We start from the raw sequence: 23,920 nt of genomic DNA, 5'->3' as shown, positions 1-23,920 counted from the left end.
GACACCGTCCGGGGCCGTCCCGTCGCCCCGATTTGCCGGTCAAGTGCGTTGGTCCGAGGCGCGGTTGACCGCGTTGCACCATCCGCGAGAGGACGATGCGCCACCGCCCACCGGACCTTCCCGACACCGGCCCTGACCAGCGGCGGCCCGGAGGCGCCGACAGCGGCCACCGTTCCGACCGACTACGACGCGACAACCGCCGCGTCAATCGGGTGCAACGTCGCGACCGCTATCCCACCCGGCTCCGCACCACCGGAAGCTGCCGACCCCCCGGGCCGCCGAAAGCCCCCGGGGCCACCAGCGCCCGAAACGGACGAATACGGGGTCCGGCCGGCTTCGACTCAGCACGGTGCGAGTTTCGTTCATCACATTGACGGTACAACTTAGGCATGCCTAACCTAACTTCACCCCGAGTCCCCCGGTCCGCCAGCAAGGACGGTCAGCCGTGCTCATTTCCCGTCAGTTGCTTCCTGGCCTCCAGCCATTCGCGGCGGCAGCGCCATCGACGCCGCTCGGCCCCTTCGTGGACAGCGTTGTCGCCTGGACGACCTGGGCGACGCTCATGGGATTCGTCGGACTGGCCGCCCTGGCGTTGACGGCCGCGGGGCCGGCGGCCGGGCGGATCGGGGTGGACACGCTCACGGCGGTGACCACGCGGCTGTCCCGGGTCGCGGTCGCGCTGGGCGTGCTGGCCGTGCCCGCGGTGCTCACCGATCTCGCGCACGGGGCGTCGGCAAGCGGCGGCTACGCGTACGGCGCGGCATGGAACACGGTGTACGACGGCAGCAACGACGGGCGGCTGTCGGGACTGGAATTGACCTTCGTCCTGATCGGCGCCGCGCTGCTCGCCCCGCTCACCGTCCGCAAGGTCGCGGCGGGGCCGGCGCGGCGGTGGCTGCTGGCGGCCGGCCTGGTCGCCGGGGCGGTGGCGCTCGGCACCACCAAGTTCCCGGACGCGGTCCCGGACGACTGGGGCCGGGCCGTCTTCGAAACCGGTATGTGGATGCTGCACCTGCTGGGCAGCGCCGTCTGGATCGGCGGCATGGTCGGCCTGCTGCTGCTCGCCCTGCCCGGCGCCGTCGCGCCCACCGCCCGGGGCGCGTTCTGGTCCCCGGCGATCCGCCGCTTCTCCGCCGCGGCCATGAGCTGCGTGGCGGCCATCGCGCTCTCCGGGCTGTTCCTGTACTGGGAACACGTGGACGGGCCGACGCAGCTGATCACCACCATGTACGGGCGGGTGCTCGGCGTGAAGATCATCATCTTCGGCGCTCTGCTGCTGCTCGGCGCCGTCAACCAGTTCTGGCTGCACCCGCGTGTCGAAGCGCTGCGGGCCGCCGGTGACCGGCGTCCCCTGCACATGATCCTCATCCGGAGGTTCCCCGCCGTACTCGCCGTCGAGGTCCTGCTCGGGCTGGCGGTGCTCTTCGTCGCGCCGTTCCTGCACGGCTCGGCCCGCAACCAGGCGTACCAGGCCGACGTGGCCGAGCACTCCAGGGTCGCCCTCGCGCCGGACAGGCTGCCCAAGCTCGATCCCAAGGAGAGCAGCACGTCCACCTGGGTCTGGGGCACCGCCGAAACCGCCGCGGTCATCGCCGTCATGGGCGCCGGCTACCGGCTCTCCGGCCGCGTCGCACGCCGCCGCGCCAACGCCGCCACGACTGCCGCCACGAACGATCAGGGCGACCTCGTCGAGGCGTGAGTCCTCGTCGCCACCGCCCGGCGCGACCAACCCGCTGTCCATCCGCGGCCCGCGGCAGCAGCGCGCCGCCGGTCCGCCGGCGCCGCGTGGCTGCGAGGGAGGTCACGAGAGCCGTGGTGCGAGCAGTCACGAGAGCACCCGGGAAGCGGCAACGTATGCGGGTCGGCCAACGCCCGGGCCGGCAGCGCCAGTTGCTCGTTGCCGCTCAGCGCCGGCCGAGTTGCCGTGCCCGGTCGGTGGCGGCCTGGGGACTGCCGGTGAACGGGTCACCGTGGCCGGGCAGAAGCAGCGTCGCGGTGGTCAACTCGTCCAGGCGGTCGAGGGCGGCCAGCGCGGCGTCGCTGTCGTGGGTGAAACCGCGGCAGACCAGGGTGGGGCCGGTGTGTCCCGTCAGGCCGTCGTGGGTGACCAGCGCGTCACCGGTGAACAGCAGGCCGCGTTCAGGGAACAGGTAGGCGGCGCTGCCCGGGGTGTGGCCGGGCAGCACGACGGCCTGCGGCGCACCGGGTACGTCCTCCAGCCGCTGGTCGGCGCCGAAGACCCGCAGGCCGGGCCCTGCGGACAGCGCGGGCGCCGTGAAGGCTCCGTTGCGGGCGAGGTGCAGCGGGGTGGCGATCGCGGCCGGCCGGCGCAGCAGATACCGCAGCATGGAGCGTTCCGGTCCGGCGTGGCGCATGGCGCTGCGCGGGCCGTCACGCAGGATCGCGGCGTCGTGCCGGTGGATCCGGATATCGGCGCCGGCCTGCTGGAGCACATGGGCCAGCCCGGTGTGGTCGGGGTGGCCGTGGGTCAGCAGCACGGCGCGGATGTCGGCCGGGGAGCGGTTCGAGGCGGCCAGGTGGTCGAGCAACTGCCCGAGGTGGCCCGGGAGTCCGGCGTCGACAAGGACCGGGCCTTCGGGGTCCTCGACCAGGTAGAAGTTGACGACGTGGTCACCGAGGCGGTGCACGCCGGGCGCCACCTCGGGTCGGAGGCGGTGGTCGGGACGGGACATGTGGTCCTCCAGCGGCGGGGCGCACCTTTCGATACAGTGAACTGTAATGGATATGGAAGGGAAGTGAGCGCCGATGTCGTCCGATGCCCCGCGACGGCCGTACGACGCCAGTCGCCGGCAGGACGCCGCGCGCCGCACCCGCGCGGCGGTGCTGGCGGCGGGCCGGGAACTGCTCTTTCGCGACGGCTACCGGGCCACCACCGTCCGCGCCGTCGCCGAGCAGGCCGGCGTCTCCCCCGAAACGGTCTACAAGGCGTTCGGCGGCAAGCCGGGGCTGGTCAAGGCGCTGTGGGACGTCACCTTGGCGGGCGACGACGAACCCCTGGCCATGGGCGAGCGGCCCGAACTGCGGGAGGTCTGGCGGACCCGCGACCCGCACGCCAAGCTCCGGCTCTACGCCACGTTCGTCTGCGGCGTCCACGAACGGCTCGCCCCGCTGATCGCCCTGCTCGCCGAGGCCGGTCCGGACGTCGCGCAGGTGCTGGCGACCAGCGAGGAGGAACGGCTGACCGGCGTCACCGCTTTCGTCGCCCACCTCGCCACCGCGGGTCTCCTGCGGCCGGGAGCGGACCGGGCCCGGCTGGCCGACGCGTGCTGGGCCCTGACCGGGCCGCACCTGTTCACCCAGCTCACCGCCACCCGCGCCTGGCCCGCCGACACCTACCGGACCTGGCTGGCGGATACCCTCGCCGCGACGCTCCTCGCCCCGGGCTGACGTCCGGCGTGCTTCGGCACGGCGGGACTCATGGTGATGTGTTCGACGCCGCCGCGGACAACTGGGCGGCGCGGACTCGGGAGTTCGATCCGGGTCCCCATGACTGATGGGATCGGAAGGCTCCGCCTACGGGAGCATGCGGTTCCGGGCACGGGATCACAGGGTTGTGCCGGCTTCGGGTGACGCGCCGTGGCACGTCGCGGCATGGCATGCGTGATGACCCGTTCCGTACGGAGACGACTCGGCCGACCCCGCACCGCCGGCCGTGGACACGGATCTCGCGCCGAGTCGTCGTGGGGAAACCGGGCGGGGCCTCGGCGCCGGCGTCGACCGCGTACGGCACCCGCACGCCGGCGCGCTCACGGACGGGGGCGGCGAGCCCGTCCCCGCCTGCGCTGCGGCACCCGACGACCCCAGGTGGGGAAGCCGGATGACGCGAGCCGCTACCGCCTTGATCGGCAGGCGCACCGGGAGGTGTCTTGTGGATCAGCGGGATCAGGGTGGATCAAGCAGCGGCGTCCGGGACGGCGAGGCCGCCCCCCGGCCGACGGCTGGGGGAGCAAGGCGCCGGGGCGTCCTCCCAGCCGGAGGCTGGAGGGAGCAAGGCGCCGGTACTTCCCGACAGTTGCTGTCATCGGGGCGTCTCGGCGGCACCGCGATCTGCGTGCCGGACGTCGCGGGCCCGCCGGGATCCACAAGACACGACCTACGCCTGGTTGGCCTCGTACAGGCCGCGGCCCACGCGCTGGATGTCCTGGTTGACGACAAGGCGTTCCAGCGCGGTACGCACCGAGTTCACGTTGCCGTTGGACTTGTCGCGGCCGAGGATCTCGTTGACCTCGCCCGCGCGCAGGGGTTTCCCGGCCTTGGTCAGAACCGCCACGATGGACAGCGACAGCCCCGGCGTCCTCGTCCGCTTCGCCGGCGCGGCCTCCGCCGGTGCCTTCTTCGCGGTCCTGCCGGCGCCCGCGGGCTTCTGGGCCGCCTGGTCGTCGCCGGATTCCACGGCGGTCGTCGCCGTCGCCCTGGTCTTCTTGCGGCCGACCGCGGGCTTCGGGGTCTTCGTGCCCTGGCGTGACTTGCTCTCGCCCGTGCGACGCGGAGCCGGTACCGCCTCCGCCTTGGGCTTGGGGGTCCGCGCCTCGGCAGGGGCGGCCTGAGGCTGCGCCGCCGGAACGGTTTCCGGCGCTTCCTGCTGCTGCTGCGCCGTCGGCCTGGACAGCGGCGCGGGGGCGCCGTCGAGTGCCTTCAGGCTGGTCAGCGCGACACGGACGGCGGCGAGCCGCTCCGTCACCGCCGCGAGGTTCTTCTCGAGCTCCCCCTGGTGGTCCTCCAGTTGGGGAAGTTCCGCCTCCAGGGCCTTGATGGTCGAGGCGATATCGTTGTGTGCGCCAGTCGTCGTTGCCACCGCTAGTGGTCCTGACTTTCTCTCGGGAGGCCACGCGTGTCGTACGCAGCCGGGGAAGGGCACGCGGATAGCGCAGCCCTCTTCAGCCGGTAATTTCCGTTTACACTAACCCATCAAGTCGAATGAAGACACAAACGCGCTGCGCGACCCTCGCCCCATGTCTTCGCCGGCGCGCGGCGGAGCCCACCGGCCAGGAGGCCCAGCACCACACAGGTCCAGGCCAACTCCCACCTGCGGTATGTCCAGTTGACCGCTGATTTCCGGCGTACCGAATCGCATTCCCCGGAGCGCTCGGGACGGTATTCCGAAGGAGTTGGAATCCCCCGCGGTCGAACATCTGTCGCACGAGCATCCACATCCGGTTGACGTATCCTTCGCCGACATCGGAGCCCAAGGCCCGGGCGGGTCCGGTGCGGAGAGCGTCACGGTCGCGATGAATGCCGACGGCGAGGGCGCGCGGGCCGGGCGGGCCGTCCTGCGGGCGGAGGTCGATCACGTTGCGAGAGCCGGCCGTTGCGGAGTTGGTGAGCGGCGGTGTCAACCAGCCCTCCCCCGGCGAACGTTGGCGCGTGCGATCACCAACGCAACGGTAGAAGTCTCGCGTCGGCACCGGGCGGCGACCAACCCCTCATCGCTCCCCCGGCTCAACGCGGAGCACGGCTCACCGAGAACGGACGTGGCCGCAGGTGATCGCCCGCCGCGCACCGGCGATCATCCGTCGGCGCGGTCCGACCTGACGATGCGCTGACAGTCAGCCGACAGTCACCGGAGCGCGAACACCTGCTCGACGGTGCGGTGGGTGATGTTGAGGCATTGAGGGCCGGCCGGGAAGACCGACCGCCGGAAGGCAATGGCGCCGACCGGGTCTCCGTACGGGTGTCGGTCGCGAACATGACGGCGCCGACGCCGACGGCGCGACGTGCGCGGCCGGGGACGGCCGCGTGGTCGATGCATGCTGACCCGTCCACCACCGCTCCCCCGCCCACTCCTCCGCGACACCGACCCGGCACCGACCCGGCACCGGGGATACGTGCGCTTCGCCGTCGCCGTCGCCGTTGATACTGGGACGGTGTACGAGGAACGGAGTTCGCCGGTGCTGCCGGGGGCCGTGGTGTGGACGCAGCGGCGGGATACGGACGCCGGTGCGGACGTCCGCGTGCTGCCGGACGGCTGTACGGACCTGATCTGGACGGATCGCGGGCTGCTGGTCGCGGGGCCCGACACGGCGGCGCACGTGGTTCCGGGACGGGCCGGCGACGCCTATGCGGGGGTGCGGTTCGCGCCGGGGACCGGGCCCTTCGTGCTGGGCGTGCCCGCGTGGGAGCTGCGTGATCGACGCGTACCGCTGGACGAGCTGTGGTCCGGGCGCCGGGAACGCGAACTGGCCGAGCGGATCTGGTGCGCGGCGGATCGCGCGGCCGAACTGGAAGCGGTGGCGGCGGAGGCCGCGGCGGCTTCGGCGCGGGACGGGCGGGCCGTGCGGGACCGGGTACCGGCGGCGGTCCTGCGGGGAGTGCGGCGCGGGCTGGCGGTGCCCGGGATCGCGGGTGAGCTGGGACTGAGCGAGCGGCAACTGCGGCGCCGCTGCCTGGACGCGTTCGGATACGGGCCGAAGACGCTCGCCCGCGTCCTGCGGCTGACCCGGGCGCTCGACCAGGCCCGAGCGGGACTGCCGTTCGCGCAGATCGCCTTCCGTACCGGGTACGCCGACCAGTCGCATCTGGCCCGGGAGGTGCGGGCACTGGCCGGCGTTCCGCTGGGGCGGCTGCTGGCGGACGAGTCAGCCGGGCAGCGCGGCGAACAGGTCCACCGCGTTGCCGTCGGGGTCGTGGAGGACGGCGTACCGCATGCCCCAGACCGCGTCCCACGGTGCCTTGTGGCCGGCGTGGCCCTCGGCGACGAGCGCCGCGTACATCTCGTCGACCTCGGCGGGGCCGGAACACACGAAGGCGAGCGCGGTCCGGTGACCGCCCACGGGCGCGGTCCAGTCGGGGTCGAAGGAGCGGATGGTCTCGACGGTGTCCCAGGCGAGGCGGAGCCCCCCGGGCAGCGTGATCTCGGCGTGCGGCGCACCGTCCGCCTCCGCGGGAACGTCGAGCCCGAGCCGGCGGTAGAAGGCGAGCGAGGCCGCCATGTCGGAGACGACGAGGCCGATGAGGTCGATGCGGGGTTGAGGAGTCATGGGCGCCACGGTAGACGCGCGCCGCGCCGCCGGTCTTGAACGAATCGGACGCGACAGCGCGTGCCACTGAGGCGGGTGAGGCAGCGGAGGCAGCGGCACGGTCGGCACGCCGGTGGCCCCGGTGCCGGGCACCACATCGTCGCCGGTGCCGCCACCGCGCCCGTCGCCGCCGCACCCGTCGCCGCTGCCTCCGCGGCGCCAACGCCCCCGTCGACATCGCCCTCGCCGCCGCCCCCGTCGATGCCTCCCGGCGCCATCCCCGCCGGCGCCTCCCGCAGGCGTCCGCCAGCCCGGCACCCACGTCCCGTCCCGGCGCGGTTCACCGAATCCGCGTCCCCACCGCCACGGAGAACGCTCGCTCACGGCGAATCGGGCCAACCGCCGGAGCAGGTGTGTTTCTTTCCCCCGGAGGCGGACAAACGTTGCTGCATATCCGGTGGGTCCCGCCCCGTCCGGACCTACGACCTGAGCAGTGCCGACCAGAGCAGTGAAGAGAAGCCGGAGCGGAAGGCCGGGCAGGCCGAGGCGCGATCCGGAACCGCCAGCAACCCGGCGGTGACGGGCGCTCGCTCCCCCGAGAGAATGGCGAACCCGACCGTGGGCGATCCCTGCGCAGCCGACGACAACCTCGTGCACGCGCCTGACGACACTCCCGCGCACGCGCGGCTGGTCGCCGCGCATCCGCCGGTCGCCACACCCCCGGCGAAGGGCGAGAGCGCCGTGCAACGGGAGGCGCGGCGCGGCCTGTCGTGGTTCGCGATCGGCTTCAGCGTCACCCTGGGGGGATTCCTGGCGTACACCCTGGCCGGTGAGATCCTGCGCATCAGCGAGTTGATGATCCTGCTGATGCTCGCGTTCTTCGTGGCGGTGAGCCTCGACCCCTTCGTTCGGTGGCTGGTACGCCGCGGACTCAAGCGGGGCCTCGCGGTGGGTATCGTGCTCGCCGCGTTCACCGGGGTGATCGCCGGGTTCATGGCACTGGTGATCCCGCTCGTCACCAACGAGGTGACCGCCTTCTCCCACGCCGTACCGGGCTGGCTGGAGGAACTGCGCGACCACCACTCGACGTTGGGGCGCATGGAGGACCACTACCACCTGATCGAGAAGGCGAAGCAGCAATTCGGTTCGGGTGGCGGATCGAGTCTTTTCTCCGGCCTGCTGGGCGCCGGCCAGGTGCTGCTGACGACGGTGACCGACACCGTGATCGTCATCGTCGTGGCGTTGTACTTCATGGCGGGGCTGCCGCAGATCAAGGAGTTCGCGTACCGGTTCGTCCCGGCCAGCGGGCGCGAGCGGGCGAGGGCGCTGACCGACCAGGTCTTCGTCAGCACCGGTCGCTACATGCTGGGCAATCTCGCCACCTCGCTCATCGCCGGTGTTTCCACCTTCGTGTGGTGCTCGGCGACCTCGGTGCCCTACGCGGCCGCGCTCGGCGTGCTGGTGGCCCTGCTGGACCTGGTACCGATGGTGGGGTCCACGGTCGGCGGCGTCGTGGTCAGCCTGGTCGCGCTGGCCGTCTCGGTTCCGATCGCCATCGCCACGGCCGTGTTCTACATCGCCTTCCGGGTCGCCGAGGACTACCTGATCGTTCCGCGCGTCATGCGGCACGCCGTCGACGTCCACCCCATCGTCACCGTGGTCGCCGTCCTGCTCGGCGGCGCGCTGCTGGGCATCATCGGGGCGCTGGTGGCGATCCCGGCCGCCATGACGCTCGGCCTGCTGCTGGACGAGTTCGTCTTCCCCCGCACCGACACCGCCTGAACCCCCGGCCCGCCGCCTCCCTCCTCTCCCCCGCGACTGCTCCGTCCGGTCTCTCCTGCGTAACCGAGCGTCCGGCTTCTCCGCCGCGACCGTGCCGTCCGACCGCTCCCCAGGCCCGTGCCGTGGCGGCGGTGGGGTCTGCCGGGCCGGAGCTTGCCCCGGCTCCGATACGGGTAGGGATCGTACGGTCACTCACAGTGCGGCGTCGGCCGGGCGCGCGCCCCGCCGATGGTGCGGCGGTGGTCGCGGATGTCGCGGCGGCGTCCGGACGCGCGGAAAGGACCTCGGCCGATGCCCGGTGCCAACACGAGACTCGCACGAGGCGTGCTGTCCTCGATGGACGCGATCGCCGTCTCCGTCACCGTCCTCGCCCCCGGCATGGCCATGTTGCTCAACGTGCCGGGAGTGGCCGCCGTCGCGGGAGGGTCAACGCCCCTCGCCTTCCAGCTGGGCGGGCTGGCCTGCCTCGCCCTCGCCTACGTCGTCGTGGGGTTCGCCCGGCGCATGGCCTCCGCCGGATACGCGTACACCTACGCCAGCCGGTCGCTCGGCACGTCGGCCGGGTTCATGGCGGGCTGGCTGTACGCCTTCGGACTGATCTGCTTCGTGCCGATGACCATGGCGGCGGTGGCGTCGCTGGCCTGCGATCTGCTGCATGTCCCGCCGCACTGGTGGTTCCTGTTCTTCCTCGCCGGCACGCTGCTGCTCGCCGTAGTGTCGGCCGCGCGCGTCCGTGTCGCCACCCGGCTCCAACTGGCCGTCGGCATCGCGACGGTCGCCGTCATCGTGGTGGTGGACACCGTCGTGGTCGCGAAGGGCGGAGCCGGGGGGAACACCCTGGCGCCCTTCACCTTCGACCACACGCAAAGATCCGGCGTCTCCGGGATCTTCTACGGCATCATCCTGGGCGTGACGTCGTACATCGGCTTCGAGACCGCCGCCGACTTCGGCGAGGAGACGTCACGCCCGCGCCGGTCCGTCCCCGTCGCCGTCATCGTGTCCGTCGTGTTCGCCATCGTGTTCTACCTGTGGACCACCTACAGCCTCAGCATCGGCTTCGGTGTGAACAACGGCGCCGCCTTCGGGGGCGATCCGTTCGCGCTCAAGACGATCGCCGACCGGTACGTGGGCGCCCCGTTCGGAACGCTCGTGGAGGTCGGTGCCCTGCTGTCGGCGTTCTTCGTCTGCGTGGGCTGCTCGGCGGCGGGCTCGCGCACGCTCTACGCGATGGGCCGAGAAGGCGTTCTGCCGCGGTGGCTCGGCGCCACCCACTCCCGGTACCGCACCCCCGTCAACGCCGCGCTGACCGTCGCCGCGGTATCCGTCGTCCTCGCGGCCGTCGTCGGATTCGCCTTCGCGTCGAAGGCACTGGGCGGCCCGCCGGACACCGTGTACTTCTTCTTCGCGACGCTGGGCACCCTTGCCGTGATCGTGGTGTACATGGGCCTCTGCGTCGGCGGCGCGGTCTTCTTCCGCCGGACGCAGCGGCCGTACAACGTCCTGCCGCATCTGGCCGTACCGGCGATCGGCGTCCTCCTCTTCGGCGCCGCGCTGTACGGATCGGTGCGGCCGGTGCCCGCCCATCCACTGAACCTCACGCCCTATGTGGCGCTCGGCTGGCTGGTGTTGGGCATCGTCGCCGTCGCGGTGCTGCGCGCAAGGCGTCCCGACGCGGTCGGGCGGATCGGTTCCATGCTCGGGGAGGAGGACCCGCTTGTCGCCTCCACCCCGGACAACACGACCGGGCCGCCCGACCCGAAACACGGTCGGCCGTCGCCCTGACCGGCGGAGCCGGCCGCAAGGTCACCCGGCTCACGCTCCTCCCGGACGCGTTCCCTTCCCCGCTCCAACGTGCCTGCGGCGTCCCCCACTTGATCCGCTCGCGTCGCCTTCGCACCTCAGGCGGAAGGCGGGAGGCGAAAGCGAGACGGTCGGGGTCGGCATGAACTTGCGTCGGCCACAGCGCAGTTGCCCACGATCACGCATGAAGAACCATCGGTCCCGGTCCCGGGAAAGGTGCGGCCCACAGCTTCGTCACCGCTTGGCGTGCGGCCCTACCATGCTCGGTATGCCCATGCCGCCCGTGCCCGCGTTCGACTCGGTCCTCCAACGGATGTACCGGCGAGAGGGCGTGGAAGCCCTGCCCGCTCACCTGGAGAAGACCTACGGGATCTCCGTCACGAAGATCTCCCGGCTCGACGTCGGGGTGTTCCGGGTGGATCGGGGCGACCAGGGCACCCCGCTGGTGGCGCGGCTGTTTCCCGCGGCACGGTCCCATGCCGCCGCCGAGGGCGATCTCGCCGTGCTGCGACACCTCGCCGGGATCGGCTTCCCGGCCGAACGGCCCTTCGGCGACGGCGCACTCACCAGCCACGAAGGTCAGGCGCTGCTGGTGACCGAGTTCGTCCGGCAGGTGGCCAAGCCCAAACGTCCGGCTTATCCCATCGTCTCGCTCGGTGCCACGATCGGCCGGTTGCACGGCCTCGCCGTGCCGGCCGGCGCGGACAGACCCGCCGGAGCGCTGCACCACTTCGCGGAAGGCACGATGGCCGACGAACTGCGGGCCGTGGCCGGCTGGCTCGACTCCGTCGAGGCCCGGGTGCCGAGCGGGGGCGGCGGTGCCTTCGACGCCGTTCGCACCGCTGTGGCCGCCGCTGACGGTGGAGACGGCCTGCCGGAGGCCTTCGTTCATCCCGATCCCGTCCCCAAGAACGTTATCTTCACCGCGGACGGCCCCGTCCTGGTCGACTGGACCTCCGCCGGACGCGGCCCTCGGCTCGCGTCCATGACGTTCATGCTGAAGTCGGGATGGGCCGCGGGCCCCTTCCTGAAGGGCTACGCCCGGGTGGTCTCCCTCACCGACGACGAGCGTGACCGGCTCGCCGGGCTGCTCTTCAGCCGCCGACTCGTCGACCTGGTATTCCGCCTCTGCCGCGCACCGGAGACCGTGACCACCGCGGCCAAGAAGCTGCCGGCGCTGCGCCGCGACAGCGAGGCCAAGGCACACGCGCTGCTCAACGGGTGATCCGCGTGAGGCACGGCGGGAAGGGTGATCCCGCACAACGCGACCAGGCGAGAAGGCCCCCTCCGCACCGTTGACAGCCGGTCGCTCCAGGCACTCCGGGCGATCACGGCGATCACGTGAACGGTGTCGTGACGCATGGCCGTTCTCGCCGTCACCCGTGCTCGCCCCCTGCCAACGGTCAGCCCAGGGCCTGCGTGAACTGCATCTGGGTGAGGCGCTGTTGGGCGGCCGAGAGGTGGCGGGGGTCGAGGGCGGGGAGTTGCCGGATGACGTGGAGGAGTTCCGGTCCCGTCGCGACGGCTTCGGCCGGGTCGTCGATGTGCTGCCAGCAGTAGTGCGCTCCGCGAGCGGCGTCGAGGACTTCCGGTGTGTCGTGGGGCTGGTGGCGTAAACGGGCCTGGGCCGCCGCGGTCCACAACCGCGTCGCCAGCGGCCAGTCACCGGCCGTCCGCGCGAGGTCGGCCCGGATCTCACCCCACTCGGTGGCCTGGAGGCTGTCGAGCCCGTGGGTGCGGATGGCGTGCTGTTCCCACGCGGCGGCGGCGTCGGCGGCCTGCTGGTGCATGCCTTCCTGGGCGGCCCGCCAGATGAAGGGGCGCGGATCCGCCGGGTCGGCCTCCGGCGCCACGGCAGGCAGGGCGGCGGGGGCCGGGAGAACGGGACCCGAAAGGACCACGGGTTCCGGCGGGGCGGTCCGGGCGACGGGCGGCGGTTCCCCGGCGGCGGCTCGCGGCGGTTCGGCGGCCGGTGCCCGCCCGGCCGGGGCGTGCTGCTCGTCCGGCTGCGGGACGTGCCGCTCGTCCGGCTGCGGCCGGTGGTCGGGGTGCGGGACCAGTTCGGGTGCCGCCGGGACGACGAGCGCGCCCGGTGGCAGGTCGGCGCCGGCCACGGTGAGCGCGTGCAACCGGGGCCAGGGCGGGCGGTCCGGATTCCGGCGCAGCTGGTCGATCAGGTGGGCCGTGTAGTGGCTGGGTATCCCGGGACCGGCGACGGCCCACCCGGGTGGGGCGACGACGCCGTACAGGTTCAGGTCGGCGGTGAGTTCGGCCGGTTCGTCGCGGAGCCGCTGCCAGGCCGCGGCGTCGGCCGCGAGGTCGACGACCACCGTTGACAGCCCCGGCGGGCGGGTGCGGACCGCTTCGAGGACCCACTGCCAGGGCAGGGCCGTGTACCGGGTGGTACCGGCGGTCGTGTCGGGCATGGCCAGGTGCAGGCGGTGGGCCCTGCGGTCGGCGGTCAGGCGGCCGGTGAGGTAGATCAGCAGTGGGCCGGGGGTGGCGACAGCGGTGCGCAGACGCATCAGGAGCGCGTTCTGGCCGCGGTGGCCGTCCAGGTGGGTGGTGTCGGTGGGCACGTCGGAGCCCAGCAGGACGGCGACGGGTACCGCGGCGAGGGCGGCGAGATTCGCACCGGGATCGTGCGCCGGCCTGCGCCGGTGTGTTGTCCCGGCACCCGCGACCAGGAGCAGGTGCCCTCGCCGTTCCGGGCGGTCGGCCCGTTCCACCCCATCGATCTGCATGGATAAACCGTACTCACCCCGCGAGGCCCGACGCTCACCGCCGGCGCGGGTGCGGGGGGTACGGCACCGCGGAACGCCCCCCGGGTGGGCCGTTCGACCCGGCCGCCGGCCCGAACCCCGGCCACGGCACCACGCGTTCGGCCCGGGCACCGCGCCCCGACGGATCACCGGCGCACCGAACGACGGGCCCGGCGCGGCAACCGGCGTTCAGGCGGCGGGCGTTGGGCCGGCCACCGCGCCGGACCTCCGCCCGCCGTCCGGAGACCGTCGTCAACCGGCCGGCCCAGCAGGGGCTGCCGCCCGGCCGCACCGGAGGGGCTGCCGCGTCGTCCCGCTCACCGGCGAGGAGGCACCGTACCGCCCGACCAGCGACGGGACGACGCCGCTCGGCTCAAGGGCTCCGGGGCTCAAGGGCTCAAGGGCTCCGAGGCTCAAGGACTCCACCGCTCCACGAGAGAAAGAATCACCGCTCAGGGAATCAGGACGATCTTTCCGTGGGTGTGGCGGCGTTCGAGTTCGGTGAAGGCTTCGACGACGCGGTCGAGGGGGTAGGTCGCGGCGATGGGGATGTCGACGGTGCCCGACGCGACGAGCTCGGCCACTTCGGTGAGGATCTCCCGGGTCGAGGCGTCCGTGCTGCCCTCCGCCTTCGTGCCGAGTTCCGCCGCCTTCGCGAACGCGATGATCGTCTCGACCCGGTCGCGCGCGACGCCGAGGTCTACGGCGAGCTGAACGTATTCCGGCCCGAACAGGTCGATGAACGCGTCGATGCCGTCCGGCGCCGCCGCCTTGAGGCGTTCGGCGAGCCCGTCGCCGTAGGGGACCGGCGTCGCGCCCCGGGCGGTCAGCCAGTCGGCGTTGGCCGGCGAGGCGATCGCGAGCACCCGCACACCCCGTGCGGCCAGCATCTGCACCACGACCGAGCCCACCCCGCCGGCCGCGGCCGAGACGGCGACGGTCTCGCCGGGTTCCGGGGCCACCGCCCGCACCGCGGCGTAGGCCGTACAGCCCACGACGTACAGCGCGCCGGCCACCGGCCAGTCGAGCCCCGGCGGCTTGCGGATCACCTGCGTGGCGGGGACGGCGACGTGGGTGGCCTGGCTGGAGCGTTGCCAGGAGTACCCCAACACCTCGTCGCCGACGGCGAGTTCCGTGACGCCGCCGCCGACCGCGGTGACGACGCCGGCGAGGTCGCTGCCCTGGCCGGAGGGGAAGGTCGCGGGCCACCGTTCGTGCAGGGCGCCGGACCGGATCGCGACCTCGCCCGGATTGATGCCCGCGGCGCGCACCGCCACGACGACCTCGTCCGCGGCCGGGGCCGGAACCGGGACGTCGGCGACGTGGAGCACCTCCGTGCCGCCGTAACGGTCGAACCGCACGGCGCGTCCTCGTATCTCGGTCGCCGGGTTCTCAGCCATCGGGTTCTCCTTGGGATCGCTGGGTCGCATCGCTGGGTCGGGGGGCATCACACAGGTTGTGCGGGTCCGTGCGGGTCCGTCAGTCCGCCGCGGGCCGGCCGGCCGCGCGCAGGGTCGCCAGCACGGCGCCGAGCCGGTCGAGTTCGGTCTCGGTCACCGCGCCGCGGAACCGGGCGGCGAGTTCGTCGTCGAGCACCAGTCCGCCCGCCGCGGTCAACCGGGCTCCCTCAGGCGTCAGTTCGACGATCGACGAGCGCCGGTCGGCCGGATTCGGGCGGCGTACGAGGCTGCCCCTCGCCACCAGCCGGTCCACCGCCTGGCTCGCTCCGCCGACCGTGATCGACAGCGCGACGGAGATGTCGTTCACCCGGCACGAGGCCGTGCGGGCGACGACGGACATCACGTCGAGGGCGCCCATCGTGACGCCGCACTTCTGTTGCAGTCTCGCGTCGAGCCCGTTCCACAGTTCGGTCTCGAACCGCACCAGGTCGTCGAACAACCGCCGCAGCTCCATCACGCCTCCGTCCACCTTGAGGAAAATTACATTACCACTAATTATATTAATGCTATAGAGCTTCTCCGTTGCCCATCGCCCGCGCCGGCCCGCGCCGGTCCGTATCGCTCAGCACCCGCCGCGCACCGGCTCACGCCGGCCCGCACCGGTCGGCGCCCCCGGACTCCTAGGATCATCGGGTGACGACGCCCCTCCACCCCGCGAAGCCCCGCCCAGGCGACCTGGTCGCGGTGCTGTCCCCCTCCTCCGGCCTGGCCGCCCTCTTCCCCCAGCCGCACGAGCTGGGGATGCGACGCCTGCGGGACGACTTCGGGCTCCGGACGCAGGAGTACCCGACGACCCGGAAGTGGGGTGCGACGCCCGAGGAGCGGGCCGCCGACCTCCATGCGGCCTTCGCGGACCCCGACATCAAGGCGGTGGTCGCCACCATCGGCGGCGACGACCAGATCACCGTCCTGCCCCACCTCGACGCCGATCTGCTGCGCGCCAACCCCAAGCCGTTCTTCGGCTACAGCGACAACACCAACCTGCTGCTGTTCCTGCGGAACCTGGGCATCGTCGGCTACCACGGCAGCTCGGTGATGATCGAGTTCGGACGGCCCGGGGCGATGAACGCGCTCACCGCGGACTCCGTGCGCGCGGCGTTGTTCACCCCGGGCGCGTACGAACTCACGCCGGCGAAGACCGTGGGGGACGTCCAGCGGCCCTGGGAGGCGCCGGGAACCTTCGACGCGGAACCGGAGATGGAACCCGGCGACGGCTGGCACTGGCACAACGGAGACCGGGTGGTCGAGGCGATCAGCTGGGGCGGCAACCTGGAGATCCTGTCCTGGATGCTGATGGCCGACCGCGCGATCCAGCCGGTCGACGCCTACGCCGGCAACGTGCTCTTCCTGGAGACCTCCGAGCAGATGCCGCCCGCCCAGGAGGTCTACGCGATCCTGCGGAACATGGGCGAACGCGGCCTGCTGCGGCAGTTCCCGGCGCTGCTGATGGGCCGGGCCAAGAGCTGGTCGTTCGACAAGCCGCTCGGCGCCCGGGAGAAGGCGGCCTACCGTCACGACCAGCGGGAGGCCGTGCTGCGGGCCCTGGGCCGGTACGCGCCCGACACCATGGCCGTGTTCGACGTCGACTTCGGCCACACCGACCCGCAACTCGTGCTCCCCGTGGGCGGGGTGATCCGGGTGGACGGCCCGGCACGCCGCATCGTCGTCACCTACTGAGCCGGCCCCGCCGCCCGCCCGCGAGGAACCCGCCGGCGGACCGGCGACCCCGCCGGAGCGGGCACCCGGGGCCCGGCGGACCCACGCAGGTGGATGTTCACGGTCCGCGCGGCGGCCATCTGATCTACAGTGCCCAGGTCAGATCCCGTCACCTGGTGACTTGAGAAGGAAACACGCACTATGCCGACTGAGACGTTCGAGTTTCAGGTGGAAGCGCGCCAGCTTCTGCAGATGATGATCCACTCGATCTACTCGAACAAGGACGTGTTCCTGCGCGAACTCGTCTCCAATGCCTCCGACGCGCTCGACAAGCTACGACTCGAAGCCCTCCGCGACGACTCGCTCGGCGCGGACGTGTCCGACCTCCACATCGCCATCGAAGCCGACAAGCAGGCCCGCACGCTGACCGTGCGGGACAACGGCATAGGCATGTCGAACGACGAGGTGGTCCAGCTCATCGGGACGATCGCCAACTCGGGCACCGCGAAGTTCCTGAAGGAACTCAAGGAGGCCGAGGACAGCGCCGCGACCGAAGGGCTGATCGGCCAGTTCGGGGTCGGGTTCTACTCCAGTTTCATGGTGGCCGACGAGGTCACGCTGCTGACCCGGCGCGCGGGCGAGAGCCAGGGCACCCGCTGGACGTCGACCGGCGAGGGCACGTACACGATCGAGACCGTCGACGACGCGCCGCAGGGCACCTCCGTCGTGCTGCGGCTGAAGCCGGAGGACTCCGAGGACCGGCTCTACGACTACACCTCCGCGTGGAAGATCAAGGAGATCGTCAAGCGGTACTCGGACTTCATCACGTGGCCCATCAAGATGGCCGCGGAGCCCGCAGCCGACGCCGAGGCCGAGGACGGCTCCGACGACGCGCCGCGTGAGCCCGAGACGCTCAACTCGATGAAGGCGCTGTGGGCGCGTTCGCGCGACGAGGTCACGGACGACGAGTACCACGAGCTGTACAAGCACATCAGCCATGACTGGAACGACCCGCTGGAGACCATCCGCCTCCAGGCGGAGGGCACCTTCGAGTACCAGGCGCTGCTGTTCATCCCGGCGCACGCGCCGCAGGACATGTTCATGCAGGGCTACAAGCGCGGCGTCCAGCTCTACGTCAAGCGCGTCTTCATCATGGACGACTGCGAAGCGCTGATGCCGCCCTACCTGCGGTTCGTCAAGGGTGTCGTCGACGCGCAGGACCTGTCGCTCAACGTGTCGCGCGAGATCCTCCAGCAGGACCGGCAGATCCAGCTGATGCACCGGCGGCTGGCGAAGAAGGTGCTGTCGACCGTCAAGGAGATGAGGTCGGCCGCCCCGGAGCGCTACACCACGTTCTGGCGGGAGTTCGGGGCCGTCCTGAAGGAGGGGCTGCTGAGCGACTTCGAGAACCGCGACGCCATCCTCGCGGCCTCCTCGTTCGCCACCACGCACGACAAGGACGGGCCGACCACCCTGGCGCAGTACGTGGAGCGCATGAAGGACGGTCAGGAGCACATCTTCTACCTGACCGGCGAGTCACGGCAGGCCATCGAGAACTCCCCGCACATGGAGGCGTTCCAGGCCAGGGGCATCGAGGTGCTGCTGCTGACGGACCCGGTGGACGAGGTGTGGGTCGACGCGGTCCCCGAGTTCGACGGCAAGCAGCTGCGGTCCGTCGCCAAGGGCGAGGTCGACCTGGGCACCGAGGAGGAGAAGAAGGAGGCCGGCACCGAGCGGGAGAAGCAGCAGGAGGAGTTCGCGGGGCTGCTGGCCTGGATGACCGGCCGGCTGGGTGAGGACGTCAAGGAGGTGCGGCTGTCGTCGCGGCTGACCGTCTCGCCCGCCTGCGTCGTGTCGGACACCGACGACGTGACGCCGGCGCTGGCGAACATGTTCCGCGCCATGGGCCAGCCGGTCCCCGAGGTCAAGCGCATCCTCGAACTCAACCCGGGCCACCCGCTGGTCAGCGGCCTGAACCGGGCGCACGCCGACCGCCAGGAGGACGCCGGTCTCGACGAGGCGGCCGAACTGCTCTACGGCATGGCGCTGTTGGCGGAGGGCGGCGAGCTGGCCGATCCGTCGCGGTTCGTCAAGCTGATGGCCGACCGCCTGGAGCGCACCTTGTAGGTCCGCGCTCCCCGCGCCGCGACGAGCACGTGGCGCACCGGGCGGGGCCCCCCGCGCCCCCGGGGTGGGGGGGCGGCCCCCCCCCCCGCCGCGGACCGGCCTCAGGCGCGCCAGGCGGGCGAGCGGCCGGTCGCCGCGAGAATCCGCTCCAGCGGCCCCGCCGCACCGGGCGCCGGCAGCGCGGGGCGGAACGCGGCGCCCGGGGCGAGCCGTTCCGGCCCGTCTGGCACCCGTTCCGCCACGGCGAGCGCCGCGCCGAGCACCTCGTCGTCGAACTCCACCGCGGTGCCGAGGGATTCGGCGACGTCCCAGCCGTGCACGACGTAGTCCAGCAGATGGAAGCCGAGCGCGGTCGTGCCCGGGAAGCCGAACGTGGGGTGCACCTCCGGCAGCGCCCAGCGGCGTTCCGGCGCACCGGGTTCGGCGAACGCGGTGAGCGCCTCGGCGGCGGCCTTCGCGTACCCCTGGGCCGGATCGCCGTCCACCGGCAGGTCCGCCCAGACGGCGAGGTCGGCGCCGCCGCCGCGCGCGGCGGCGGCGAACCCGCGGTGCTGGCCGGCCATGTGCGCCAGCAGCCTGCCCAGCGTCCACCCGGCGCACGGCGTGGGCCGCGCCAGGTCCCCCGTGACGGCCGCGACGAGCTGCACGCCCGCCTCGACGGCCCGCCGGTCGAGGTCGACCAGGCCGGTCACCGGCCGGTCCCGGCGCCGGTGCGGGCCGCCCACTGCTGGCGCAGCGCCTTCTTGTCCACCTTGCCCATCCCGGTCAGCGGCAGGGCGGTGACGAACTCCACCGCCCCCGGCGCCGAGTACTCGCGCAGTTCGGCCGTCACCAGCTCCCGCAGCTCGTCCGCGGTCGGCTCCGCGCCCGGTGCCGGGACGACGAAGGCGACCACCGCCTCGCCCAGCGCCTCGTCCGGCACGCCGACGACGGCGGCCGCGCGGACGCCGGGGTGCGAGGTCAGCACGTCCTCCACCGGCTTGCTGTAGACGTTCACCGCCCCGCGCCCGGTGACGATCATGTCCTTGGAGCGGTCGAACAGGTACAGGTAGCCGTCCTCGTCGACGCTGCCGATGTCGCCGGTGTGCAGCCAGCCGTCCTTGACCGGGCTGTCCTCCTGCGGCTCGTCCCAGTAGCCGCTCATCACCAGCGAGCCGCTGACCCACACCTCGCCGGTCTCGCCGGCCGCCAGCACCCGCCCGTCCGCGTCGCGGATCTGCGCCCTGGAGTCGGCGAACAGCGTGCCGCACGAGCTGAGCCGCCGCGGGTGCCGCGGGTCGGGCATCACCGCGCGGTACTCGGTGACGAACGCGGCCTCGGTGAGCCCGTAGACCAGCCGGATCACCGGGCCCAGCCGCTCGCCCGCCTGCCGCAGCCGGGTCGGCGAGACGGCGGCGCCGCCGACGTTGAGCAGCAGCAGGCTGCTGAGGTCGGCGGACTCCAGGGCCGGGTGGTCGAGCACCTGGTAGAGCTGGACCGGGGTCAGCAGCGTGCTGGTGGCCCGCTCGGCCTCGATCGCGGCCAGCCACTCGGGGATGTCGAAGCCGGCGTGCAGCACGACCGTGCTGCCGGTGAAGAGCATCAGCAGGTTGGTCATGTGCCCGCTGACGTGCGAGAAGCCGTTGATCGTCAGGTGCTTGAGGGTGGGGGCGCCGGAGGCCAGCCAGGCCGAGCCGATCGCCAGCAGCGCGAGGTAGAAGCGGTGTTCGTGGTGGACGAGCTTGGCGCGTCCGGTGGTGCCGCCGGTGTAGAACAGCGAGGACGGCGCCGGGCCGGGGGTGAGGTCGGGCTCGGCCGCGTCCCGCCCGGCGAACAGGTCGGGACCCTCGCCGCCGGGGCCGACGCACAGCACCGTGCCTTTCCAGTCACCGCGCAGCAGTTCGGCGGCGGTGTCGCCATAACGCTTGGTGTCGTACACCAGGTAATCCGCACCGGAGCGCCGCAGATAGTCGGGCTGCTCCCGGGAGGGCATGTATCCGGCCACCCACACCGTGCGGCAGCCGATCAGGTGAGCCGCGAACTGCAACGACATCGCTTCGGCCTGATTGCCGGTGAGAATGGCGACCACCGATTCCGGCACCACGCCGTGCAAACGCAGTTCGGTGACCAGCGCCCGGATCTCCTGGACCAGATCCGCGTACGTGGTCCTGCGTGTCGCCGAGACGATCGCCTCCCGATCCCCGTATTCGGCGAACCGCTGGAGGGCATTGATCACGTAGTTCGCGACAGAATCACTGGGGTTATCCACGGATTCATCTAAGGCTGACCACAGAGGGTTGTCAACGTACCTTAACCATAAGGCGGTTGGCATCCGCCCGCAAAAGCCGCCGGCCCTTACCCCCGCCCTGCCGCAAACCGTTGCCGGCGGCTGCCGGGAAGGACGCGGACGGCCGTGGTCGAGCGTCGTGCCGCCCAACGCCCCCGACCGCGTAACGGTTCGGGCCCTTCGCCTCACCCCCCGGATCGCAGTCTGGCACTGCCCGGTTCCGGTGACCAGTCCCGGAATGCCCGAAGTTCGACTTCGGCGGCCGACCGCAGTTCCCAAAGGCCCCTGCGGCGGCGCCCGGTGAGCCGCCGGAGCCGTCTCTTGACCGCCTTCTGCCTTCTGTGCAAATCTCTGGACGCACAGTCAGGCGCGAGGCGAAATCAGTTCTGTACTTCCGTACGCTGTTATCCTTTTCCTCAAGCTTGGGGACGCGTTGAACGATCACACAACCCGCTGCGGCGGTCCCCAGGAGCGGCCGGAGAGCTGGGTGGACGACCTTCTTCTTGCGGGCCCCGACACGGACGACTGCCTGCGGTTCGGCACACCCACCGACCGCGGCACCCTGCGGCGGCTCGTCGCCGAGCGGCAGCTGCGGCTGCGCGCGGCGGGACTCACCCCGGACGGCACCGCCGCGCTGAGCATGGGCCCGTCGCTGGAGTTCGTGGTGACCCTGCTCGCCGGCTGGCGCGAAGGCGCCCAGGTCGCGCTGCTCGACCACCGGCTGTCCGCCGCCGAGACCGCGGCGGCCCTGGACCGCCTCGCCCCGCAGGTCCTGGTGGAGGACGGCCCCACGCCCCCCGGCGCCGCGCTGCGCGGCTACGTCGAGGCCCCGGTCGTCGTCACCGGCCGCCCCGGCGGACGCCCGGCGGCCGGCGAACACCGGCTGATCCAGCTCAGCTCCGGCTCCACCGGACCGTCGAAGGTGATCGCCCGCACCGGCGCGGACCTGGCCGCCGAACTCGACCGCTACGCCCGGATGCCGGACTTCCCGCGCCGCGGTGGGCGCGTGGTGCTGCTGTCGTCGATGGTCCACGTCCTGGGCCTGGTCGGCGGACTGCTGCACGCGCTGCACGCCGGCGCCGAACTCGTGCTGCCCGACCGCCTGACCGGCGACGGCATCCTCGACGCGGTCCGGGCCGGCGAGCGGCCCACCACCGTCATCGGCGTCCCGTTCCACGCCCAGCTGCTCACCGCGATCGCCCAGCCGCCGCCCACCCCCTCGCTGGTGCGGATGATCGTGGCCGGCGAACTCGTGCGCCCCGCGGTGCCGCAGGCCTTCCGCGAGCGCTACGGCGTTCCGCTCGGCACGATGTACGGGATGACCGAGCTGGGCGTGATCGCCACCGACCTCGACGGCACCGCCCACCCCGCCCTCACCCCGGCCCACGGCCACGAACTCATCGTGCGCGACGGTGAGTTGCACATCCGCCGGCCGGACAACCCCTACCTGGGGACCGTCGCGGCCGACCGCTGGTCGGACGGCTGGCTGCACACCCGTGACGCCGCCGAGATCGACCCGGACACCGGCCGGGTGGTGGTCCTGGGCCGGCGCGACTCCCAGGTGTCGGTCGGCGGCCTGAAGGTGGACCTCAACGAGGTCGAGCAGACCCTGCGCGAGGTGCCCGGCGTCACCGAGTGCGTCCTGGTCTTCGACAACGGCGCCATCCGCGCGTACGCCGAACTCGACGCGACCACCAGCCCGCAGGAGGCGCGCGGGCGACTGGCCGCCCGGATCGCCGGCTACAAGGTGCCCCGCACCCTGCGGGCGCTGCCCCGGCTGCCGCGCACCAACACCGGCAAACTGCTGCGGTCCGCCGAGGCGCTGCGCGCGGCCGGCGAACAGATGGCTCCCAGCGCGTGACGGCCGCCCGCACGTTACCCCGACGACGCGCCCAGCACCTCCCGGCGCCCGGACCGCAGCACCGTGCGGTCCGCACCGGTGCCCCGGGGCACCGCGGTCCCCGGCGTGCCGTCGGCCGTGCGGCCGGCCGCTCCGCCCTGCGCCTTACGCCGTTCCCGCAGCCGCAGGGGCGCCGAAGACCGGTCGGCGCGATCGCACCGCTGCGCCCTGCCCACCGCATACCGGCGCCCGCCAGGACGCCGGACCCCCGGGCCGTCCACCACCTCGACCACCTCGACCGCTACGCCGGCCCGCGCACCGGAACCGGCCCCGCCGCGGGCGTGACGCAGGCCCGCCCCGCCGCGGTCACCCGTCACCGCCGGCCGGCCGCCGAAGGCCCGTACCGCTCGCGGCCCGCGCCGGCCGGCACCGCACAGCCGCGCCACCGGCCCGCAGCCGGCCCGCGCGTCCCCGCGGCCGGCCCGGCCCGCGGCCCGCGCGACCCCGCCCGCCGCGCCCTGCGGCTCCCCGGCCGCGTACCGCCGGCACCCGCACCGGCGCGAAGGACCCGGAAGACCCCGTCGGGCACCGCCGCCCGGCAGGCGACCGGCTCGCCCCGCACGGGTGCGGGCAACCCAGGACACCCGCCCTGCGACCGGCTGATCGCCGACAGCAGGACCCGCCGCACGGGTGCGAAGAACCCAGGACACCCCCATCGAGGAGGAACAGTGCAGGACGCCGTACGCCGTTTCGTGGTCAACGCCCTGAACGACATGAACTACGACGTCAGCGAGGTGACCGGCGACACCGATCTCGGTCCCGCCGGCCTCGACCTCGAATCGCTCGCCCTGGCGGAACTCGCCATCCAGGTCGAGGACGAGTTCGGGGTCAAGATCGCCGACGACGACATGGAGAGCACCGCGCTGATGACCCTCGACGAGTTCACCGCCAAGGTGGCCCAGATGGCCGCCGTCGGCGTCGGGGACAACGCGTGAGCCTGCTCCCACCGTTCGACCGCGCCGCGGTCATCGGCATGCTCGCCGCCTTCGGCGACCGCGATCCGTCCGCCGTGGACGAGGAGATCGGGTCGCTGGAGCTGACCTGGCTGGTCACCGAGGTCGAACAGCGCTACGGCATCACGGTCGAACTGCCCGAGGACGCCCTCGACGCGGTGTGGACCGTGGACGACGCGGTGCGGGTGCTCGGCGCCCTGCTGCCCGCGGCGGCCGCCCCCGCGGAAGGACGCTGAG

The 23,920-nt window shown here is 72.5% G+C and carries 18 protein-coding genes and 1 pseudogene; 11 read left to right on the top strand and 8 right to left on the bottom strand.

Annotation, left to right across the window (positions count from 1 at the left end; genetic code table 11):
- Window positions 1–445: 445 nt before the first annotated feature.
- Window positions 446–1,699 (top strand): CopD family protein, encoded by a 1,254-nt coding sequence (locus POF43_RS34730; RefSeq protein WP_282704351.1) that lies wholly within the window; start codon window positions 446–448, stop codon window positions 1,697–1,699.
- A gap of 205 nt (window positions 1,700–1,904) precedes the next feature.
- Here POF43_RS34730 and POF43_RS00720 read toward each other — a convergent pair whose 3' ends face one another.
- Window positions 1,905–2,693, bottom strand: coding sequence for an MBL fold metallo-hydrolase (locus POF43_RS00720; RefSeq protein WP_271322225.1), 789 nt, complete (start codon window positions 2,691–2,693; stop codon window positions 1,905–1,907).
- A 73-nt stretch (window positions 2,694–2,766) separates the two neighbouring features.
- Here POF43_RS00720 and POF43_RS00715 point away from each other — a divergent pair, with 73 nt between their 5' ends.
- Entirely contained in the window at window positions 2,767–3,408 is a 642-nt protein-coding gene (locus POF43_RS00715; protein ID WP_271322224.1) for a TetR/AcrR family transcriptional regulator, read from the top strand.
- A 706-nt stretch (window positions 3,409–4,114) separates the two neighbouring features.
- Here the strand turns inward: POF43_RS00715 and POF43_RS00710 are convergent.
- Window positions 4,115–4,816, bottom strand: a complete 702-nt coding sequence (locus POF43_RS00710) for a prephenate dehydrogenase (protein ID WP_271322223.1) — start codon at window positions 4,814–4,816, stop codon at window positions 4,115–4,117.
- Between the two features lie 1,069 nt (window positions 4,817–5,885).
- On the opposite strand from POF43_RS00710, the pseudogene POF43_RS00705 reads away from it, so the two are divergent.
- Window positions 5,886–6,593 (top strand): annotated as a pseudogene (locus tag POF43_RS00705) (helix-turn-helix domain-containing protein); the annotation flags it as partial.
- Window positions 6,594–6,596: 3 nt separating this feature from the next.
- On the opposite strand, the gene POF43_RS00700 reads toward POF43_RS00705, so the two are convergent.
- A complete protein-coding gene (locus POF43_RS00700) occupies window positions 6,597–6,998 on the bottom strand; it encodes a VOC family protein (protein WP_271312865.1) in 402 nt (133 codons plus the stop codon).
- 582 nt (window positions 6,999–7,580) lie between these two features.
- Between POF43_RS00700 and POF43_RS00695 the strand changes: the two genes are divergently transcribed.
- From POF43_RS00695 to POF43_RS00685, 3 genes are all read left to right on the top strand, one after another.
- Window positions 7,581–8,759, top strand: coding sequence for an AI-2E family transporter (locus tag POF43_RS00695; protein WP_271322222.1), 1,179 nt, complete (start codon window positions 7,581–7,583; stop codon window positions 8,757–8,759).
- A 291-nt stretch (window positions 8,760–9,050) separates the two neighbouring features.
- Window positions 9,051–10,541 carry an APC family permease gene (locus POF43_RS00690; protein WP_271322221.1) on the top strand — a complete coding sequence of 497 codons (1,491 nt, stop codon included), beginning with the start codon at window positions 9,051–9,053 and terminating at the stop codon, window positions 10,539–10,541.
- A 286-nt stretch (window positions 10,542–10,827) separates the two neighbouring features.
- Entirely contained in the window at window positions 10,828–11,784 is a 957-nt protein-coding gene (locus POF43_RS00685; RefSeq protein WP_271322220.1) for a phosphotransferase enzyme family protein, read from the top strand.
- A gap of 178 nt (window positions 11,785–11,962) precedes the next feature.
- Here POF43_RS00685 and POF43_RS00680 read toward each other — a convergent pair whose 3' ends face one another.
- The 3 genes from POF43_RS00680 to POF43_RS00670 all read right to left on the bottom strand — a co-directional run bounded on the left by POF43_RS00680 (window position 11,963) and on the right by POF43_RS00670 (window position 15,235).
- Window positions 11,963–13,303 (bottom strand): hypothetical protein, encoded by a 1,341-nt coding sequence (locus POF43_RS00680; protein WP_271322219.1) that lies wholly within the window; start codon window positions 13,301–13,303, stop codon window positions 11,963–11,965.
- Between the two features lie 470 nt (window positions 13,304–13,773).
- Window positions 13,774–14,721, bottom strand: coding sequence for an NADP-dependent oxidoreductase (locus tag POF43_RS00675; protein ID WP_271322218.1), 948 nt, complete (start codon window positions 14,719–14,721; stop codon window positions 13,774–13,776).
- Between the two features lie 79 nt (window positions 14,722–14,800).
- Window positions 14,801–15,235, bottom strand: a complete 435-nt coding sequence (locus POF43_RS00670; protein WP_271322235.1) for a MarR family winged helix-turn-helix transcriptional regulator — start codon at window positions 15,233–15,235, stop codon at window positions 14,801–14,803.
- A 179-nt stretch (window positions 15,236–15,414) separates the two neighbouring features.
- On the opposite strand from POF43_RS00670, the gene POF43_RS00665 reads away from it, so the two are divergent.
- Together POF43_RS00665 and htpG are read left to right on the top strand one after the other, a co-directional pair.
- Window positions 15,415–16,458: a S66 family peptidase gene (locus POF43_RS00665; protein ID WP_282704350.1), complete on the top strand. Its 1,044-nt coding sequence runs from the start codon at window positions 15,415–15,417 to the stop codon at window positions 16,456–16,458.
- A 180-nt stretch (window positions 16,459–16,638) separates the two neighbouring features.
- Complete coding sequence (htpG, locus tag POF43_RS00660) at window positions 16,639–18,564, top strand: molecular chaperone HtpG (protein WP_271318033.1); 1,926 nt, start codon at window positions 16,639–16,641, stop codon at window positions 18,562–18,564.
- A 101-nt stretch (window positions 18,565–18,665) separates the two neighbouring features.
- Here htpG and POF43_RS00655 read toward each other — a convergent pair whose 3' ends face one another.
- Both POF43_RS00655 and POF43_RS00650 read right to left on the bottom strand, forming a co-directional pair.
- The gene (locus POF43_RS00655) at window positions 18,666–19,256 is read right to left on the bottom strand and encodes a TIGR03086 family metal-binding protein (RefSeq protein WP_271322122.1); all 591 of its coding nucleotides are present in this window, start codon (window positions 19,254–19,256) and stop codon (window positions 18,666–18,668) included.
- Window positions 19,253–20,812 carry an AMP-binding protein gene (locus POF43_RS00650; RefSeq protein WP_271312478.1) on the bottom strand — a complete coding sequence of 520 codons (1,560 nt, stop codon included), beginning with the start codon at window positions 20,810–20,812 and terminating at the stop codon, window positions 19,253–19,255. Before POF43_RS00650 ends, POF43_RS00655 begins: the two co-directional genes overlap by 4 nt.
- A 451-nt stretch (window positions 20,813–21,263) precedes the next feature.
- Between POF43_RS00650 and POF43_RS00645 the strand changes: the two genes are divergently transcribed.
- From POF43_RS00645 to POF43_RS00635, 3 genes are all read left to right on the top strand, one after another.
- Entirely contained in the window at window positions 21,264–22,691 is a 1,428-nt protein-coding gene (locus POF43_RS00645) for a class I adenylate-forming enzyme family protein (RefSeq protein WP_282704349.1), read from the top strand.
- A gap of 707 nt (window positions 22,692–23,398) precedes the next feature.
- Window positions 23,399–23,665 (top strand): acyl carrier protein, encoded by a 267-nt coding sequence (locus tag POF43_RS00640; RefSeq protein ID WP_271312476.1) that lies wholly within the window; start codon window positions 23,399–23,401, stop codon window positions 23,663–23,665.
- Entirely contained in the window at window positions 23,662–23,919 is a 258-nt protein-coding gene (locus POF43_RS00635; protein ID WP_271312475.1) for an acyl carrier protein, read from the top strand. The genes POF43_RS00640 and POF43_RS00635 overlap by 4 nt, the downstream gene beginning before the upstream one ends.
- Window position 23,920: the final 1 nt, after the last annotated feature.

The sequence above is a fragment of the Streptantibioticus silvisoli genome, assembly GCF_027947535.2.
GTDB classification, from domain to species: Bacteria; Actinomycetota; Actinomycetes; order Streptomycetales; family Streptomycetaceae; genus Streptantibioticus_C; species Streptantibioticus_C silvisoli.
This window is presented reverse-complemented; position numbering and strand designations above follow the sequence as displayed.

Excerpts from the sequence above, each read along its gene's own strand:
- POF43_RS00720 (WP_271322225.1), bottom strand. The coding sequence starts at position 2,693 with ATGTCCCGTCCCGACCACCGCCTCCGACCCGAGGTGGCGCCCGGCGTG.
- POF43_RS00715 (WP_271322224.1), top strand. The coding sequence starts at position 2,767 with ATGTCGTCCGATGCCCCGCGACGGCCGTACGACGCCAGTCGCCGGCAG.
- POF43_RS00700 (WP_271312865.1), bottom strand. The coding sequence starts at position 6,998 with ATGACTCCTCAACCCCGCATCGACCTCATCGGCCTCGTCGTCTCCGAC.
- POF43_RS00695 (WP_271322222.1), top strand. The coding sequence starts at position 7,581 with ATGGCGAACCCGACCGTGGGCGATCCCTGCGCAGCCGACGACAACCTC.
- POF43_RS00690 (WP_271322221.1), top strand. The coding sequence starts at position 9,051 with ATGCCCGGTGCCAACACGAGACTCGCACGAGGCGTGCTGTCCTCGATG.
- POF43_RS00685 (WP_271322220.1), top strand. The coding sequence starts at position 10,828 with ATGCCCATGCCGCCCGTGCCCGCGTTCGACTCGGTCCTCCAACGGATG.
- POF43_RS00680 (WP_271322219.1), bottom strand. The coding sequence starts at position 13,303 with ATGCAGATCGATGGGGTGGAACGGGCCGACCGCCCGGAACGGCGAGGG.
- POF43_RS00675 (WP_271322218.1), bottom strand. The coding sequence starts at position 14,721 with ATGGCTGAGAACCCGGCGACCGAGATACGAGGACGCGCCGTGCGGTTC.
- POF43_RS00670 (WP_271322235.1), bottom strand. The coding sequence starts at position 15,235 with ATGGAGCTGCGGCGGTTGTTCGACGACCTGGTGCGGTTCGAGACCGAA.
- htpG (WP_271318033.1), top strand. The coding sequence starts at position 16,639 with ATGCCGACTGAGACGTTCGAGTTTCAGGTGGAAGCGCGCCAGCTTCTG.